This is a genomic window from Gottfriedia luciferensis, assembly GCF_001712755.1.
In the GTDB taxonomy this organism is placed as follows: Bacteria; Bacillota; Bacilli; order Bacillales; family Bacillaceae_G; genus Gottfriedia; species Gottfriedia luciferensis_B.
Window position 1 is genome coordinate 202,344 of record NZ_MDKC01000036.1, and the last position, 20,032, is coordinate 222,375.

The 20,032-nt window shown below is 36.7% G+C and carries 9 protein-coding genes and 1 pseudogene; 1 reads left to right on the forward strand and 9 read right to left on the reverse strand.

Translation table 11 applies throughout. From position 1 onward, the window contains the following. Nucleotides 1–168: 168 nt before the first annotated feature. The 6 genes and pseudogenes from BED47_RS21565 to BED47_RS24260 form a co-directional block, all read right to left on the reverse strand. Complete coding sequence (locus tag BED47_RS21565) at nt 169–5,037, reverse strand: S8 family serine peptidase (RefSeq protein WP_069035381.1); 4,869 nt, start codon at nt 5,035–5,037, stop codon at nt 169–171. Between the two features lie 1,068 nt (nt 5,038–6,105). Continuing rightward, complete coding sequence (locus BED47_RS21570) at nt 6,106–7,347, reverse strand: helix-turn-helix domain-containing protein (RefSeq protein WP_069035382.1); 1,242 nt, start codon at nt 7,345–7,347, stop codon at nt 6,106–6,108. 855 nt (nt 7,348–8,202) lie between these two features. Further along, nucleotides 8,203–8,376 (reverse strand): aspartyl-phosphate phosphatase Spo0E family protein, encoded by a 174-nt coding sequence (locus BED47_RS23375; RefSeq protein WP_254664642.1) that lies wholly within the window; start codon nt 8,374–8,376, stop codon nt 8,203–8,205. A gap of 1,014 nt (nt 8,377–9,390) precedes the next feature. After that, a pseudogene (locus BED47_RS24255) lies at nt 9,391–9,628 on the reverse strand (DDE-type integrase/transposase/recombinase); the annotation flags it as partial. 273 nt (nt 9,629–9,901) lie between these two features. Next, nucleotides 9,902–10,792, reverse strand: coding sequence for a LysR family transcriptional regulator (locus tag BED47_RS21580; protein WP_069035384.1), 891 nt, complete (start codon nt 10,790–10,792; stop codon nt 9,902–9,904). 1,335 nt (nt 10,793–12,127) lie between these two features. Continuing rightward, nucleotides 12,128–12,337: a hypothetical protein gene (locus BED47_RS24260; RefSeq protein WP_254664643.1), complete on the reverse strand. Its 210-nt coding sequence runs from the start codon at nt 12,335–12,337 to the stop codon at nt 12,128–12,130. 475 nt (nt 12,338–12,812) lie between these two features. On the opposite strand from BED47_RS24260, the gene BED47_RS21585 reads away from it, so the two are divergent. Continuing rightward, nucleotides 12,813–15,188 carry a S8 family peptidase gene (locus tag BED47_RS21585; RefSeq protein WP_254664644.1) on the forward strand — a complete coding sequence of 792 codons (2,376 nt, stop codon included), beginning with the start codon at nt 12,813–12,815 and terminating at the stop codon, nt 15,186–15,188. Nucleotides 15,189–15,599: 411 nt separating this feature from the next. Here the strand turns inward: BED47_RS21585 and BED47_RS21590 are convergent, their stop codons facing one another. From BED47_RS21590 to BED47_RS21600, 3 genes are read right to left on the reverse strand one after another with little or no spacing between them, the layout of a single operon-like run. Then, the gene (locus BED47_RS21590; protein WP_069035431.1) at nt 15,600–16,688 is read right to left on the reverse strand and encodes a GerAB/ArcD/ProY family transporter; all 1,089 of its coding nucleotides are present in this window, start codon (nt 16,686–16,688) and stop codon (nt 15,600–15,602) included. A gap of 27 nt (nt 16,689–16,715) precedes the next feature. Continuing rightward, nucleotides 16,716–17,906: a Ger(x)C family spore germination protein gene (locus BED47_RS21595; RefSeq protein ID WP_069035385.1), complete on the reverse strand. Its 1,191-nt coding sequence runs from the start codon at nt 17,904–17,906 to the stop codon at nt 16,716–16,718. Beyond that, on the reverse strand, nt 17,903–19,498 hold the full coding sequence (locus tag BED47_RS21600) for a spore germination protein (RefSeq protein ID WP_098948246.1): 1,596 nt from the start codon (nt 19,496–19,498) through the stop codon (nt 17,903–17,905). Before BED47_RS21600 ends, BED47_RS21595 begins: the two co-directional genes overlap by 4 nt. Between the last annotated feature and the right edge of the window lie 534 nt (nt 19,499–20,032).

The following is a 20,032-nucleotide window of genomic DNA, read 5'->3' on the forward strand; positions in this document are numbered from 1 at the left end:
GGTTCTTGCTATCATGTAAGTCAACTAGGATCTATCAGTAGTTACACATATGATGTCAAAGCATACCAGTTGCTGTACTTGTTTCTTTTTTAGGTCAAGACCAATCAAACGAATGGAGTAATCTAAGACTTTTTCATTTGCATTCTGAATGATCGTATTGAACCTAATTTATTTTTTCACTACAACTTTTTTCGCTTTACCTGTATTCCCTGCTTTATCTTTTGCATAAACGTAAAGGACTGTTCCCACTTTTTGTTTTTTATAAGAAACAGTATAAATTCCTTTACTGTTAGCAGTACTAGAACCAATGATTACTTTTCCTTTTTTCACATAAACTTTAGCACCTGGTTCGGCTTTCCCTGTTACTTTTGTATTAGATAAACTTTTAACAGAAGGAATTGCTGGTGGTGTTATGTCTTTTATTACTACCTTTTTTGCCACTCCAACATTCCCCGATTTGTCTACTGCGTATACATTAATGATTGTTCCTACTTTTTGACTTTTGAAGGTAATAGAATAAATTCCTTTGCTGTTTACAACTGAGGAACCTATGATTAATTTGCCTGCTTTAGCGTATACTTTGGAACCTATCTCAGCTTTTCCAGATATTCCTGTATATGTCACCTTACTTACCAAAGGAATACTCGGTGCTGTTTTGTCTGGAACAGGCTTAGGAATTGGTTTGCAATTTACATATAGCTTTCCTGCTGCCGTGGAACTTAATGAATTTCCATACATATCTTCAACTTTTACCACTATTTGTGCACCGTTTAATGTAAGCTTCTTAGTTGCTGTCCAGTTGCCCTTATAGTGTCCAGTGCCATTTCCTTTTGCATCCTTTACTTCGGTCATAACTACCTCAAAGTTGTTTAAACTTGCTGTTGGCACATATACTGCACTTGTTATGCCGTTAATCGGAGCGTTAATTGTAAATACTGCCTTTTTTAATCCAGGCTCACTGTCGAACTCGACCTTTAATGTTTGATCTGCCTTTAATATTACATCACTCGATGGCATTATATTTTTAATTTCATGTATTGAGTATTTTACATTAACTGTTATGCTCTTTGCAGTTTCATTTCCTGCCTTGTCTCTAGCAACAATATTTATTACATTTTCCCCTTCCTTGGACATAAGCTTTACTGTCCAATTCCCATTTGAATCTATGTCTGTCTTTGTTCCGTTAACTTCAACATAATCTAAATAATCATCTTTAGCTGTTCCTGTTACAGTTATAACCTGATCATTTATATTTGCGTTATTTTGTGGGCTTGTAATTTCTAAAACTGGTTCTGTCTTGTCTACTATAACCTTTATCTCCTTCGAATAAGGAGTAGATCCGATTTCTGTAATAGTTTTCGCCTTTAGAATATTAACTCCCTCTTGAAGTACAGCATCAATTGAGAAACTTCCATCATCATTTGTCTTTCCATTTGCTATATCTTTATCACCGCTAAATAGATGAACGTCCATTCCTGGAGCTGCCTTACCTTTTATTGTTGCGTTTTCATTATTCAAATATGAGCTGTCCGCTGGTGATGTTATACCTGGAGCTAGTGCTTCCTGTTTAACTGTTGCTCTAATCATCATATTTCCAAAATCTTTATTTGCTAAAGTGAATGGACCACCCTTTACAAACCACCATGATCTTTGTGCTACTATTGGGTTATTTTTATCCAATGAAATTTGTGGGCTTTGAGGAGCAAACTTATCCTGTATAAAAACCATATAAAAATCACCTGTTACCACTATTTGCTCTGAGGTTAAATCAACAACTGTCCATTTTCCTGCCTCCCTAGTAGTAGTTGCACTAAATGGTCCTGCTACCATTTTTCCAGGGGCTCCATCCTGTCCACTTGCATCATAAACTGCCACCTTAAATGTATTTCCACCTGATCTTGGATCAATCATAAATAATCCAGAGGTTACTATTGCTTTGGTCTGTCCTTCCGGAAGTGACATTCTTACTGCATAGCCACCTCCTGCTTCCCATTGAGCCACTGAATATTCTGGTGTTCCATCATCATAGCCTATCTCTCCTAGGAAATTTATAAATGGTTTTAGCTGAATATCATGCGACACATGTTCATTACCCGTAATATCTACAGTAAATCTCTCATCAAAATAATTCTCAGCAATAACCTGTACTGTATATTTACCTTCATATCCAGTTATTGAGTAGTTACCCTCTGCATCAGTCGTAACTGGTGCTACTGCTGCATCCTCAATTAAGTAAATTTTTGCGTTTTTAACTGGTTTTCCCGTTTGGGCATTAATGATTTTACCTGTTACTGTTCCCTTAGGTATTGGAGCCATTGTAATGTTTGTATTTTCAAGAACTTGGTTAGCTGCTACTTGAACCTGCTTATCCTGTGGATAGTATCCATACTTTTCAGCTCTTAGTGTATACTCTCCTTCTTTAACCTTAAAACTATATGATCCGTCTTGCGGATTTGTTTTTGTTGAACGACCATTTTCAAGAATAGATACTGTAGCTGATAATGGAATTTTCGTTATCTCAGCATTTGTCTCCGCAGAATTTATTATTTGTTCTTTTGGGCTGTTGCTTAAAGCGGATGTATCACCTGATGCTGCAAACAGGTTTGTTAAACTAAACTGTTCTTTAGGTCTGCTTCTTAAAGCTGATGTGCCACCTGGTGCTAAAGATTTGTTTGTTAATCTAACATCATCTATAAACCATCCCTGCTTATTATTGGAGTCATTAGATATAAAGGCAAATGCGATATTTATTTTCTTTCCTGCGTATTCGCTAAGATTTATTTCCTCATTTGAATATCCTTCTGTCTTAGTGCCTCCATATGATGCTAATATATACCAATTATCATCGTCATCACCTTTAGCCAGAACAAACGCACGGTCATTATTTTCTTCTACATCATACCAATTTTTAAACTGTAAATAAGCACTTCCATTTGGCAGGACAATAGGAGGTGATTTTATTAGCATTCTTTCATTTTCTGAATAAGTTCCTTCAAGATTAGTAGCTAAAACTTTTTCTCCTGAGACTGCTGCATTAGGTCCTGTTGTTGGTTTTCCCCAGTTCCATTGATCCTTAAATGGAGCCTCCAAGACGTTTTCCCATCCTGTTATATTTGCTTCAAAATCATTAAAGTATCCTATTGTAATTGCAGGTTTAACAAGTATTGTATAGATATCACTTGTAACCTCGTTCTTTCCAAAGTCAACAATTCTCCATCTGTAAGATAGATTTGATACTACTCTATCAGCTGGAATTACAGCTTCATAGCTTCCTGACTTGTAGTCCCCACTCTTCCTATCAGCTGCCACTGTTGTCCACTCATCTGCAGAATTTCTATATTGAAGCTCAACTGACTCAACACTTACATTATCCTGTACATCTATTTTTAATTTTTGTTCCAATCCTTCGTATGTCACTGTAACAGGTGTATGGTTAAATGTTGGTGGAACTGTATCCTCTGCATCTTGTAATACCTGGCCTTTAATCTCAGAAATTCCTTGCATAACTGATGTTACAGCCTTAAATGCATTAATAACACCATAACCATATCCATTGTTAGGATTTGTAGGATATTCAGAGTTAGTACAAGGAGTTGCTGTTTCCTTTATTATTTTTTCAATTTCACTAACTGTTAAAGAAGAATTGGCTTGAAGTAATAATGCTACAAGTCCTGATGTATGTGGACCTGCCATCGAGGTTCCATTCCATCCACCCTCATATTTACTTCCTGGAACTGATGATCTTATATTAACTCCAGGTGCTGAAATATCTGGCTTAAGTATTCCACCATATGGTGATGGTCCCCTTAAAGAAAAGCCAGCTAAATTGTTGTTTATGTCAGTCGCTCCTGTTGCAAAGGATTCTTGATAGTTTGCAGGATTAGCGACTGATCCTGGTCCACCAGAATTGTAAGGGGTTGTATTTCCTGCTGAAAATTCCGGGAATATATCTGCTGCTCTCCAATTTGTTATAATAGTTTTATACCAATCATCTATTCCAGGACCGCCTCCCCATGAGTTATTAATTACATCAGGAGCCATTTCTGGATGTGGTACTCCATTTTTATCTTTAGGAGCAAGCATCCATTCACCAGCTTCTATTAAATCTTCATCTGTTCCACCATCTTTTGTAAATGCCTTAGCAGCAATCCACTTTGCTCCTGGTGCAACACCTATCTTATTTGTACCATTTGGTTCTGAACCAACCATAGTACCTACTGTATGGGTTCCATGACCTACATTATCGTATGGTGCTGAACCGTTATTTTCAGTTGCATCAAACCAATTGTATTCATTATTTGGATTATCTGGATTAGCTGGGTCAAATCCTCTATATTTTGTCTTTAATGCAGGGTGATCCCACTGAACTCCTGTATCTATGCTACCAACAACTATTCCTGTTCCATCTATTCCCAAACTCCAAACATCAGGCACTCCAATTTTTTCAAGGTTCCATTCTACATTATTAGCCGCTGTAATAGTAGCTTCAGTAGTTTTTGCAGGCCCAATTAACTTTGTAATTCCATTAGGTCTAATACTTTCAACCTCGGGCATATCTGCTATGTTTTTCATAACTGCCTCTGTTGCTGTAACTACCATACCATTTACTATATAAAATGAATTAAAATCCTTTACATTTCCGTTATTCTTTTCTTTTTCAATATACTTCCTCAAATTTCTCTGTGATGAATCTGCTTTAATTTTTAATTCAGAAACGATTGATGAACGTACTACTAACTCTTTTTTCACATTTGATAGATTTTTATTCTTAGCCTTAACTTCCTTAGCGACCTTTACTGTATCTACCTGATCCTTAAATTTTACAAGAAAGGTAGTTTGAGAGTTATTCGCAAATTCTTTTATAAGTTCTGGACTTATTTTATTCTCTATTACTTCTTTAGCTTCGGGGTTATAGCTTGTCTCAATATTGTCCTTTGCATAAGCTTTAATATAATTTCCAGCTGGTGCAGCAAATGAACTTACGGTAACTATTAAAGCTGTCGACAATGTAAGCAATTTTTTGGTGATTTTTATCATGTTTATCCCTCCATAATTAGATTGAATTTACATAAATAATCCTTTAGTCTCCTTTCCATTAACTTTAAAATAGGTTTTGCGATGGGTCTTACAACATTAACTGCATTTTCATCAATTAGTGAAGCAAGGATAGCCGTGGATCATGTTGCAGCTAGTAACGTCTTCAATTTCTTTTTTTACCAAACATCCTCTTAGTGGATATAAATTAAGATACAAATGGTAAGAAATATCTTAAAATATGATTCATAGTTGAATAGGGTAAATTAAAAGATTGCTAACAAGATGAAAAGGGCACCTCCTATACCAATTACCGATTCTGTATTAGAGTTATGTAGTTTCTAGCTGTGTACTAAATGAATAGGTAACATTGAATTTAAAAGAATTATATATTTGCTAGATTGGGATGACAAATGGGGTTTTTACGAGGGAACCGTCCTATATTTTTACAATTTTTTACAATTTTTTAATCTTTTTAATATTTCGACAAATAATGACATTGCAAATCTATATTCAGCGTACGATTAATATAGATTTTGACTTAGGGCTATAATTTAATAGATTGACTTGGGGTTTTAAATCAGTTTGTTGACAATTAAGGTATTTTGTGATTAAGGGTATAAGAAGTGTAAATATGGAGCAATGGAAAGTATAAAAAAGAAGAGGATGCTTTTTTCTGCGTGAAAAACATATTCTCCTCATAAACGAATGTATAAGTGTTGTTACCACCTATTATTAAATCTTTCCGTGCCGTTTCATGAAGAGAACGATTTCGCTTTTCTTTAGGCTCTTTTTGCATTAATAATTGTTTTTGACTATATAGTTTGTCCGCTGATTTCAACTACAGGCAATTACTTTCCACAGGGAGGGATAGAGTTCCTCAGTGCTACCGTCTGCGGGGTTTAATGATCCCTTACGTGAATCATTTAACTAGGTTTCCCATTTCCCGAAGGAGTAAAGTGCCTACGCTACAATCAACTCCCATGATTAAAGCTACAAACTTTTCGAAAACAGCCTTTCTTTAAAATGTACGTAGTAACATGACTTCCTTAAAAGGTATTAGTTTAAAAATCAAGCAAATTTATCGTTTCTACGGTATTTTTCCACGAGATACGCTGCGTATTGATTTGCTTCTTCGACATTGCCTTTTTCCATATGATAGTCGAACAACTTTATCCCATAATGTTCAATCAAGCGAACATGTTCCATTTTCTGGTAATAAGGAAATGCTTCTTTTTCAAGGTAATGGTAGTAAAGCTCTTTTTCGTTTTGAATATTATATTTATGTAAATAAAAGAAATGTATATAGATTGGATCGCTTATTTCTTCAGAAAGAGCAATACCCTTTTCGACCAATTGGAGCAATTCTTCGGTTGATTTCGATCCTTGTTTCGTTAATGCATTTATATAGCCTTCCAAAGAGGCTATATGAAGGGCTGTATGAGGATCTTTTATGTCCATAGATTGTTTATAGTATTCACAAGCTTTATCATAATTTCCTTGGCGAACTTTCTGGTATGCAAGATTGTGAGACAGCATTGCTCTTTGATGGTCTAATCCAATGTTTTCGGTCATCTCGATTAATCTTTGGTATTCCGTATTTTTTGGATCGTAAAACTCGTCCTGCTCTACTTGTATCAGCATAAGCAATTCTGCTTCAATCATTCGCGTAAGACTGCGCACTTCTGTGAAAAAGCGCAGGGACTTTTCGGCAAAATAATAAGCCAATACTCGTGAATTCAGAAAATGATAGGCAAAAGCCAAATGATAATAGTACTCTTGGTTGTTGTAATAGGTTATATCGATTCCTTGAAAATATGAAATTGCCTTATAATATTCCTTATTCATCAATGCATTGATCCCTTTAATGTGAAGAAGCATGTTTGTTTCATATGGTGAAAGATTAGACCATTTGTCCATTTCATCAATTTGAGACTTAGCTTCATGCCCCTGCCCTATCAATAAATAATATCTTGTGAGTACGAGCGTATAGGAACGATAAATAACCGGCATTTGTAGAAGAGCAATAGCCTCTAATTGTTTCTTAATTCTCTCAGCCTTTTTATTCAATTTTAAAATAATCGATTCATGCCATTTTTTTAAAAGGGAATCTAGACCAATGTAAGTTTTAATTTCTGTTTCCATATCAATACAAAGGCGCTTTGACAGCAAGTTTATCGTTTCTTTAGAAACTTCTGTTAATCCCCGTTCAATTTTGCTAATATGTGTACTCGAACAGATTCCAATTCCTAAATCCTTCTGCATCATGCTCTGACGTTCACGATAGAATTTGATTATTTGTCCCTCAAGCATGGTGATCACCTCACTTAATCCCATCAATATTAATTTTTTTGGTTTTATTTTATTAAAGAAAACCCCACTCAAAATAATACATTTGAGTCTCTATGATTAAAATAACACAAAGAGAAACGACTGCGACTTACCATTTTCTTCCAATTAACAACTTCAGACTGAAGTAGTCCAATGCTTGATTAACATCATAGATACCATCTATTTATTTCTCTAGACAGAATTAATTAAGCAAATCGTAGGTTTCACTATTGGATAATGAGTAACTGGTAGAGCTTAAGAGTTTGTCTGTTTCTGTTTTGCTGAGCTCAGGGGGAAAAGGAAAGGACTATAATGGTATTCTTCCCTGGTCAGTAGTTTATGTTTTGGATATAAATATTCAGCAAGAAAATACTGCATTCGATCTGTGAAAGTTGCAGGAATAGAATTTATTTGATTCAAATAAACGTGAACAAAGCCACACTCTTCCGTTCCCATATTTCCTATTCAATATAAAACCTTGCTACAAAACCCGCTTTTTCTCATTTTTCATTCTACTTTTTTTAGCAAATTATTATTTTTCGAATAAAGTCTTGATAAATAAAAAAAGGAAAAGGCTTGAGGTGACTGCGATTGTCCCTTTTTCCTTTTCCCTGTTCGTGCCTTTTGTCAGTTGTCTATTCTGATTTTGGCAAAGGCTTTTTATTTTAATACAAGCTCAGCCACACATTCAACATGTATAGTCTGCAATTGGCACTACATGAGATGATGATGAGTTTACGTATAATCACTAAATACTACAGAATAAAGTTACTTCAATTTGTAAGAAAAACATCAAAAGAAGCCTTTGCAATTGATAAATTTTGTATATAAGTTGGCTTAAAACCACATCCCAACATGCCTTTCTTTGAATAACTGATTTAATAACTTGTCTAGCTCTTGACTACATTGAATGGTTTTGGAATGAAGTAATCCATACCGCTTATTAATATCAAATAATTCATATCTCTTTTCTTCTATCTCTTTTGTTATCTGTTGTAATAAAGTAGCCACCCCTATACCCCTCCATCCAAATAACTCTCCAGTAAGAATTCTATCTTGATATGACTGCCGAATTTAGCTGCCCCGTTATTATCTTTTGCATATGTTACAGTTTAATTGGCAAGTAGATGAACGTCCTTGATTTTTAAAGTAATTTTATGATTACTAGCCGCACTCCATTGTGCCACTTCGCTTAATTTCGTCAACTCTCATCACAACTGGCTGGTCGACGCTCAAATCCAAAGTATCATCTGCAACCCCTTTTCTCCGCTTATTCCTAAAGAATAGAAATATAAAGCGTAAAAAACCAGCAACGTCATAATGAAGCGTCACCGGTTCTTGGGAATCATGAAATTATCTAGAATCTAACGATAGTTTGCACAACAGAGGTTTTTACGTACCATTTGCTGTACCTGCTTATGATCATTACATTACTCGTATAAAGCACATCGTCTTTTTGTTTAGCTATTACAGATAGATTAGCAGAGTATGTTACACCTTGATAATCATTTGTTGCTGACTCATCATGCTTTACGCCAAACGAAATATCAATGTATTCATTTTTTTCTAAATTCCAGAATTTGTTGTCTTTCCTGATTCTTGCACCATCACCCAACAGAGTTTGTTTTTCGCCGACAGCTGAAGCAACTTAACTACTATAGAAGTAGCTGACTTTGCTGCTACAAAAGCATTCAGGAAGCCAGTTACTATTTCTATACCTTCTGTACCAACTGCTCCTTTCTTAAAATTCTGAATTTCCCATACCGACCATACCTCATTTTTAGAGTAATATTATCCATATGTCCAAGAGTTAGAGATTCATTGCAAGTGCTTTGAAGTTCTTGCACAAGAACCAAATAAATAATATAAGCTGCTTCAGTTAGTGTTCTTGGCTACTGCATCTTATATTAAAACATTAAATTTTTACGCGTTTATTGTAAAATCATTAAATATTATGGTAACCATAACATTATTTTATTGATATTCAGCACTATACTAATCTGCTCAATCCAAAAAATCTGGTTATATTACAAGTGGTCTGGCAACATACGAAAAAGCCAAGGCTTTTTTCAAAAAGCGCTTGGCTGATTTGGCATCCCTCACTAAGGAAAAAGTCAATGGTATTTCCTCTTGAATTGACTGCACGATGTAAATACATCCATTATCCTTGTTTGAGTTGACGAAAGATTCTCTTATTCAGTTCAGGACAGTATTGATGTTCCCATCGCATAATAATTGTGTGAGTAATGGATAGGCCTCGTTCCCCATCATTTCCACCTAATCACGAAAACCGTAGATAGCATCTCACCGTTAAATAATAATGTCAGCTTGAATACTTCCATTTGAAAAAAATTTTGTTTTTTCATACCATTTACGCAGCATTTTAGAATAATTGTATCAGTATGTTCAAGAGTTAAAGATTCATAGCAATTATTCTAAAGTTATTGCATCCGTTCCGTTCCACTTGTCATAACTCAACTACTTCCCCACTAATATCAGTGTTATATCACAACTAAAAGAATAGCGTTAGGCTTTTTTACCCAATTGTAGAAATGCTGTTCCAATTTTTTTGAATTAAATTAATAAAAGATTGAATTATTACTAATTTTTCTTTTTCCTTCAACGAAATGATAGAGGTTTTTATTTTCACCTTTTTATTAGTAACTAAGATTGGGATTAAATCACCATTACTAATTTCTTTTTTTATGCACCCATTGGTTCCCAGCCCTACTCCAATATTATTTAATACGGCCTTTTTGATCCCGTCTAAACTTCCAAATTCTATAACATTTTGCTGTGAGAGTTTCAATTGTCTCAAATATTTCTCTATCATAGATTCATAATATCCGTCATCTCGATATTTAATTAAAGGAAATTTCGTCAGTAATTGGTCCTCCGGATAATTATCATATAAATCTTTAGAAGCCACTAAAACTATGTCTTCCTCAGCAATCACGATATTTGAAAATCCATTTTTACTTAGTTCACCTGAAATAATCCCTATATCGTATTTTTTGGATTCTACCCCTTTTATAACTTCATCCCTTTTACAGGAAATCAATTTTATTTGTACATGTGGGTATAGCTTTAAATATTCAGAAATAACATAGGGAAAATAATTTGTGCAATAGCTTTCACCAGCAGCAATCGTTACACTTTCAGACGAATTTGAAAGTTCAGCGAATGATGATTGAATCTCCTCTACTATGGAAAAAAGCTGATCCGCATATGTTTTAAGGATTTCACCTTCAGGCGTTAAAAAAGTCTTTTTTCCTATTCGTATAAATAACTCCCGTTTCAATTCTTGTTCCAGCGTCTGAATTTGTGCGGTTACAGCAGGTTGTGTGAAGTTTAACTGTTGCGCAGCCTTTGTAAAATTTAAGTGCTCTGCTACGAATTTGAAACTTTTCAGATGTCTTAATTCCATAATAGCTACTCTCCATCTATCAAAATTTTTCGTACTGGTAAAATAAGATAATGTTACGGTTACCATAATGTCTTTTAATTTTACAAAAAGTCCCCTTTAAAGGTTCAACAACGTGAGTTTCTTTTCCATTTCTGTATCAGAGTTTTGTAGTTTCTAGCTGTATATGAAATGAATGGGTAACATTGAATTTTAAAAGAATTATATATTTGTTAGACTAGGATGACAAATGGGGTTTTGTAAGGGGGAGCGACCTATTTTTTTACAATTTTTTATATTTTTAATAATTTTTAATATGATTACATTGTAAATCTATCAATCAACTATTAATATAGATTTTGACTTGGATTTATAAATGAATCTATTGACAATTAAGATATTATGTAATAATGGGTTTATAAGAAGTATCAAAAAAGGCATATTTATCATGCATTTTCAGGAGCTTTGTAACTGCTTTTTATTAAATTGAACTACCCGTTAGGGTAATAAAAAAAACCGCTTTAGCAGTCATTGTAATTCATCTAACGTTTGCGTTAGTTGCATAAGAAAGCCTTTTAACTAATTTCAAAATCTCTCCATAACCCAACTCCATAAACTTCATATTTTTCCTTTTTCACTCGTTTAACCATCAATTCATTTGCATTTATTATCTTTTTGCCAGAAGCAGATTTTTTGTATTTTGCATATTAGTATAGTGCCGAATATCAATAAAATATTGTTATGGTTACCATAATATTTCATGATTTTACAATAAACTCGTAAAACCATAAAGTTTTTAATATAAGATGCAGTAGCCAAGAACTTGAACTAAAGCAGCTTATCAACACTTGCAATGAATCTCTAAATCTTAGACTTACTGAAACTATTACTCTAATAAGAGGCAAAATCAGTATGGGAAATTCAAAATTTTAAGAAAGGATAGTTGATTACTAGTATTCTGAAAAGTTTATCAAAATTATTCATTAATGAAGAAAGCAACTTCTATGGCATTTTTCAGCAGCCTCAATATTCATTCGGTACTTTCCACTAAAGTAATAGCAAAAGAGCAAAAAGATATACAAATCTATTAAATTCGATGTTACCAATTTATTTCATATACAGCTAGAAACTACATATCTCTGATACAGAATCGGTAATTGGTCCAGAAGGTGTTTCTTTTAACCTGTTAGGAATCTCTTAATGTACACTATTCAATTCTACTTTAAGATATTTCTCAACATTTGTAACATATTCATATCTACTAGGAGGATGTATGATGAAAAAAATGAAATTGAATACGTTTTTAGCTGCCTCTTTATCTACGGTTGTTTTTGCTTCTTCGTCTTATAACGTAAAAGCCTATGATAAATCGTCATTAGACAAAACACTTAATAGTGCTGCCCTTGTTAACGCTTTGAGCGGTTCCGACGAGCATACCATTACCTTAATTACGGGTGACGTCGTTAAGGTTAAAATGATTGAAGACGGTAAAAGAGCTATAGACGTGGAACCTGCCGATCCGAACGCAGGCGTACAAATGTATACAATTGGTGAAGATTCGTATGTCATACCAGATTCAGCTATACCTTATCTGGCTGCTGACAAACTGGACGAGGATTTGTTTAATGTAACGAAATTAATAGCGGAAGGCTATGATGATAAAAGTCTCTCTTCCCTGCCAATTATCGTAGAATACACAAAGTCCACAGCGAGCTCCGTCCAAACAAAGAAGGAATACACAGAGTCCACAGCAAGCTCCGTCCAAACAAAGAAGGCCCCAAAAGGAGCAAAAAAGGTTCGAGTGTTAGAAAGTATTAATGGTGCCGCTCTTGCAACATCTAAAAAAGAAGCGGAGACGTTCTGGAAAGATATCACACCTGAGGCTACCCAAAACCCAAATTCTAAATCAGTATTATTTGATGAGGGTATTGAAAAGATCTGGCTTGATGGTCGTGTGGAAGCCACATTAGAACAAAGCGTACCTCAAATTGGTGCCCCAACGGCATGGGAATCCGGTTATACAGGTAAGGGGGTTAAGGTAGCAGTGCTTGATTCAGGCATCGATCTTAATCATCCCGATCTTGTAAATCAAATAGAAGAGGCAAAAAGCTTTGTACCTGGAGAAACGGTTGATGATTTTCACGGGCATGGTACACACGTTGCTTCAACGGTATTAGGGACAGGTGCTGCTTCTGATGGCAAGAACAAAGGAGTTGCTCCTGAAGCACGTTTGCTTGTAGGTAAAGTGTTAGACAAAGGAGGACGCGGTTTCGAATCATGGATTCTTGACGGTATGGAATGGGCTGCACACAACGCCAAGATTGTAAGCATGAGTTTGGGAGGCGGGAAAAGTGACGGAACAGACCCGATGTCCCAAGCCGTAAATAACCTAAGTGAAGAAACAGGTGCACTATTTGTTATTGCAGCCGGTAACGATGGTAGCGAAGGATCCATCGGTTCACCAGGAGCTGCAGATGCTGCTTTAACGATCGGTGCTGTGGATAAGGCAGACAAAATTGCTCCTTACTCATCAAGAGGACCTCGTCTTGGAGATGGTGGATTGAAACCTGACCTATCTGCACCAGGTACTGGGATTGTTGCTGCTCGATCTGGACTAACAAAAGGAAGCGGATCTTACATAAGTATGAGTGGTACATCCATGGCAACCCCACATGTGGCGGGTGCTGCTGCGATCCTTCTTCAGAAGCATCCTGAGTGGAATGGCACTCAGCTAAAAGAAGCGTTGATGAATACCTCTAAAAGATTAGATTACTCGCCTTATCATATCGGTACGGGTCGATTGGATATACCTGCAGCTCTAAACAGCACTGTTCGTGCAACGGGTTCTCTGTCGTTCGGCTTCCTTCAGTGGCCATACGATCATGCGCAGCCTATACAAAAAACAGTCACGTATACAAACGACAGTGACTCCGCTGTCACTCTAGATCTTCAAGCGGAATTTAAGAGTACAAAAGGTGATGCTGTACCAAATGGTATGTTAACCATTTCTGAGAGCAAGATCACGGTTCCAGCTAATGGTACAAAGACAATAACAGTTACAGTAGATCCGAAGCTTGGTAACTGGGGTCGTTATGAGGGGCACCTAACAGCAACTGATTCTGAAGGCAAGCAAGTGACTCATACTTCAATGGGAATAGAGAAAGAAGATGAGAAGTATCCGCTAACGTTTAACGCTAAGGACTTTAATGGAGAGCAAAAATATGCGAGAGTCGGAATCGTTGGCGAAAACATGGAACCTACATTTATAGATGTATACGGAACAGAAACAATTCGTGTATCACCTGGTACGTATTCAGCCATGGCCTTCCTAGCAGTAGGCGGTGGTACCGATGATGTTAGTCAAGTATTAGTCGGTAATCCTGAATTCAAGGTAGACGGTCCTCAAACCGTGGAACTTGATGCACGAAATGCAAAAGAAATTTCAGCTGAAGTACCGAAGAAGACAGAATCAAAATTTCGTCGCGTTCAATACCACCGTATCATTGGTGACAATGAAATGACCGCTTCATATATGGTTGGTTTTAACGTTAATAAAATATATGCTGTCCCAACAGAGGAAGTTAAGACAGGAGAATTCGAATTTCTGACTCGCTGGCATTTAATAAAACCTCAACTTGAGATCCAATTTAAAGAAAAAGTGTTGGATGATATGCTGGAGTATGGAACTACACCTCTTGAAGGTAAATATAACTTAGAAACGGTTTATGCGGGAAAAGGAACACCAGCCGACTATGAGGGTCTGGACGCAAATGGCAAAGTAGTTGTCGTCGATCGTAGCACGAAAGGTAAGCCTTCAGAGTATATCCCTGAGACACAAGCACAGGCCACTACGGCAATTGCCGCTGGTGCAAAACTGATGATTATCGTAAACTATGAAGATACGGAATTCCAACCGTTAATGTCAAATTCACCAGGAAATCCAAGTGGCACGAACATCCCACTTACCGTTACTGGAATCAGTAAGAGTAAAGGCGATGAAGTGATTGCAGCAGCACGTTCCGGTAACCTGCACCTGCTTGTTGAAGGTGTACCATATTCACCATATGTATATGATTTGGTGGATGTTCACCAAGGCCAGATTCCAGAGAATTTAAAATATAAACCGTCTAACAATGAACTCGTTAAGATCGACATGAGTTACAAATCAGATAGTGGTACAGTTGCTGAAGATGTCCGTTATGATTTACGTCCGTATCAAAAGGACACTTGGAATATAATGTATAAAGACTTACTGCAGTTGCCTTCTAATCGAACAGAGTGGGTTTCAGCAGTGAAGGATACAAGCTGGTCTCACACAGCCAGAGTACTACAAGCATATCCATTCCGTCCATGGCAAATTCAGCCTTTAGTTACTTATGAAAAAGGACAAAAACTTCAGGAAGACTGGATTCTCCAATAGTTCGTCCGCGTTTGGGTCAAGGCTATTGGACATACCGCCAAGGGAACAATTTACAATTTGATATTCCTGCTTCGGCAGATTCAGGAAATGGCTCTACAGGTCGGGTCACATCTGCGGAATCTGTAAAAAATTTCAAACACTTAAATTATACCAAGGAAATACTCTTCTTATAGAAGTAAAAGGACAAACTATTTTAAATAAACGAGTCCCAGAAGAAAAAACACAATACCGTCTAGTAAGTGAGGCGAAGCGAGATCCGAATCGCTGGAAAACATCATTAAGTATGCATCATACCTCTTTGACTTATTAAACTTGGTTTGCCGATCGGGTTTAAGTAGATCAAGGAGGTTTTATTTTTTTCATGGGTATATAAGCCTTTTAACATTACATTTAATCAAGCTACCCATTGGGCTAAGCAATTTTTCTTCGAATCATGTCAACCACCAACAACAGCAAGGGAATCCCTAGCTCATAGACGGGAAATGCAATTGGGATCACGAAAAACATGTAATAATAATGGGTAAATATCTGGATATTTTTAATCGACACAGCCATGATTAACGAAATAGGAGCAACAAACCAAGCTACTTTTCGCCAATCCTTTAGGTGAAACATTTGTGCTGTTCCATAACAAGCGAGAAACATATATAACGCCAGTTTAACAAAAATACTGAAGAACCAAATAATAACAATCAGAATATCCACATTTTGAATGAATCCCATTACAGATATGTACCGACTCAAATCGTAAACTGGATAAAGAAACCTTGAAGGCAAATTCGGACCGAATGTTAAAATCACTGCTAATGTTCCAATTGTTACAATGAAAACTGCCAGTCCTACTCCCCACATCGCTCTTGATGACGCTTTGTCCGGTTTGTCCATAAAGAAGACGAACATTGTCATCATGACAGACTCTCCAAAAAAAGCGGCTACAGGGGTATAGGATCCTTTAAGGATTGGAAGCCATCCAGAATCTTGATAAATAGGTAGCATATAATGCCAATTCATATTGCTAAGATTCAAAATGATTACAGACAATATCATTAAAAGCACCATCGGTCCAAAGATTTCACTTAAGCGTCCAATGCCTTCCACACCACCTTGGTATATGATAAAAATAAGCAGTAACATGGCAGGAAAGACAATGACCCACAGAGGTGTATTATGAAACAACGATGTAATAATAAAATCACCAAATTCACGGACTGTTATCCCATTAATCCAGTACCATGTAAGTAAATAGGGAATCACCATCAGCTTTCCTAGCCATTTGCCGAGAAGTGTTTGACTAAATTCAATCATGGTTTGATTCGGATAAAGCGAACTGAGTTTGGTTGCTAGAAAAGTAATGGCAATCCCAGCAAGCCCTGCAATCACCATCGAGATCCACGCATCTTGTTTGACAGTACGAATCGTAGATGGGATGATCAGAAGAATTGTTTGTCCCACTTCTAATGTGAACATCATCCAAAAAATTTGCGTGCCAGAGATTTTCATTGAATTTCTCACAATCCATTTGCCTCCTTATTTTTTTATTTCATTTTGCTTTACCTGCAAAGATGGCCCGGTCAGACCTACTCGCCGAATAGTCAGTTTTGCATGGACAGAGACCTGTACTTTTGAAAACTGTTTGTCCCACTCCTTCTTTAGTACTTTCCATTTGGATGGATTACTTTGATGAATAGCTTCTCCCAAGCCAAAGATATCGGTTCCGAATTGTTTTTGAACCTTTCCGATTGTCTGGAGAGCTTGTTTTTCGACCTTTTTTTCCAATACATGTTCTAAAAAGGTAAGGTTTTTAGGCTGCGTAATATCTAAATTCGTATTGTTCTCCTGAATGGTTCCTTCACCAGAAAGAACAATGTCACACTTGATGGTGTTCCCGTGAATACTGGGCTTTATTTTACTAGCAATTTTTGTCATATATAAACTGGCATTTCCATTCCCCTGTGGGACAGTTTCTGTAATAGTCTGTTTACTTAAACGATTAGCCACCCAAAGTGTGATTGATTCTTCCTGATTATTTAAATATCCTATCAATTTAAGGTCTTTATTAAAAACCGCTCCACCTACATATTGAAATTCTTTGACACCCGGTTGATCTTGGTCATTAGAACTAGAGATCAATTTAATAACGGGTAGGATAGGGTTGATTCCATCACTAGCACCGGCAATAAGAAAATTTACTAAAGAACTGTCTCCTAATCCACCCGATTGCGCATGTTCTTTTTGTGCCCCAATTGCCGGGATATTTTCTAAAGGGGAAGATGCTTCCAGAAACTCTTTTGCAGAACTTCCTTTTACTACGAGCGCATCTGCTCGTAATCTAATATCAGGATCGCGGCTATAGTTATCTAATACATTAGCAAGACCTTGTCTAGCTAATGGTTCTCCAATCAAAATCACACGATGATGCCCTCGAAAGACTTCTCTTGACAATTTTGTTTGCATCTTTTGTACAGCTTCAAGTGTGTCTCTTCCAGTACCCGATTCTATAAAAAACGGTTTTCCTGAATCACTTCTTCCACTCTGGCCCATCCCCATCATTGAAGGTATGATAAATTGAGCGCTGACTTCAAGCTTGTTATTTTTCGCTTGATCAAGCCCCAAACCTAACTCTATTGCCAGGTCGTTTAACTCGGTACGATCCCAACAGCCCGTCAAGAAAAATAAAGAAACGATCAACATCATACAAAGTAACTTGTGCTTGCTCATTCTGTCTCTTTCCCCCGTTTTGGACCTGGTTGTTGTCCATCTGGAATACGCGTTTTATCCTCACCCGAAATCATTAATGGACGACGAGTCATATTCCACCGAGGTGTTCGGAGTAAAACGTCCTTCAAATCGCGAGTAATCTGAGGAGCAACCGGACTTAGATAAGGAATACCAAAAGAACGAATGTTTGTAAGATGGATCACAATCGCAATGGTGCTTATAGCAATGCCATACAGCCCAAGCATCCCTGCCAATAGCAGCATCGGAAAGCGTAACATACGATAGGCTGTTCCCAAGTTGTAGCGTGGAAAAGCAAACGACGCAATACCAGTTGTAGCCACAACAATGACCAATGGTGCCGAAATAATGCCTGCTTGCACGGCAGCTTGTCCGATGACAAGTGCTCCCACGATACTAACTGCTGATCCAATCGGCTTTGGCAATCGAACGCCTGCTTCCCTCAAACCCTCAAACAAAAATTCCATCATCAGTGCTTCTATGACAGCCGGGAAAGGTATGCTTTCTCGCGCCGATGCAATACTAATAAGTAGATTTGTTGGGATCAATTTCGGATGAAAGGTTGTAATCGCAACGTAGAGGGAAGGAAGAAATAAAGAAACATTGATTAAAATAAAACGTATCCATCGAACAAAGGTTGTGTAAATGGATCGTTCATAATAATCCTCCGCTGCTTGTAGACCTGTCCAGAATGTCATAGGAACGATCAGAACGAATGGTGTGTTATCTACTAAAATAGCGATTTTCCCTTCTAATAGGCTTGCACACACTACATCCGGCCGCTCGGTATTCTGAATTTGAGGAAAGGGAGAAAAAGGTTGGTCCTCGATAAACTCTTCAATGAAGGCTGACTCTAATACCCCATCAATTTTAATTCGCTCGACCCTTTGTCGTACTTCCTCCAATACCGAATCTGGAGCAATTCCTTCAATGTAAGCAATAACCACATCTGTCTGAGATAAATCCCCAATCGTATAGGGTTCCATTTTTAGTCTTGGGCTCCGAATTCTTCGACGAATAAGACTCGTATTGACTCTTAACGTTTCTGTAAAACCATCACGAGGCCCACGAACAGAGATTTCGGCAGATGGTTCTTCAATACTACGTTTTTCAAACCCTTTTAAATCAGCAACTAGAGCTTGATTCTCCCCGTATGTTAGAACGACGATATTAGCTTTCATTATTTCATCTATAACCTCACGAACCTTTGAAACCGTCTTTATTTGAGAAACAGCGATAAGCCGATCATGCATGATATCCCCTATTGAGTCCACACTCTTTAGTCCATTAGGCATTCCTTCGTACATCATTGGTTTTAAAACAACCTGATCCAATGTTTTTGTATCCACTAATCCATCTATATAAATTAGAAGCATTTTGGTTTGCCCATTTACGAGGATTGGACGAAAAACAATATCGGAACAATTCTCAAAAACTTGTTTCAAAAGCTCTTCATTCACGTATATATTCTGTTCGAGTTCACAATCTTGACCATTTTGGAGCAGTATGTCGGAGGACTCAAGTTCTTGAATATCCTTTTTTAAACGCTTTATATTACGATTTTTTTTCATCATACCACCTCAAGACATATGTTTTATAAAGGATGTCTTCTTATTTTGCTATTTTGAATATGTTAGTTGATTACAACTCCAGGTGGCTCTTTAAAGGTAAAATTATTTATTTAAAAAATTTCAACAAGAAAATACACCCTAGACATCCTTCTTATTGTCCCCACCTACACAAGAAAATTATTCAAGTATTTCTGTAAGTTAGTTACCTACAAATTGGGAACCTAACCTTGCTGTTTCTTTAATTTAAGTAACTTTGAAATAGTGTTTGGTCAACTTTTTATAATGTCCTAAACAACAAATAAACCACCTTTCCTTAGGTGGCTAAAACATATCTTTCGATTAGTATTCTTCTCTTCATAACTAAACAAAACAGCATTACTCTCACTCTGCTACCCAAAATGAACAGCATTACCTTTTCAACATACTTTATTTAGGGCCTGCTGCCTTTTTTTTGTTCAGAAATAATAAACTCTTGCTATTTATCCACCCTCTCACCTTTTTAGCAAAACATCATAATTTTCAGAGTAAAGGATTGTT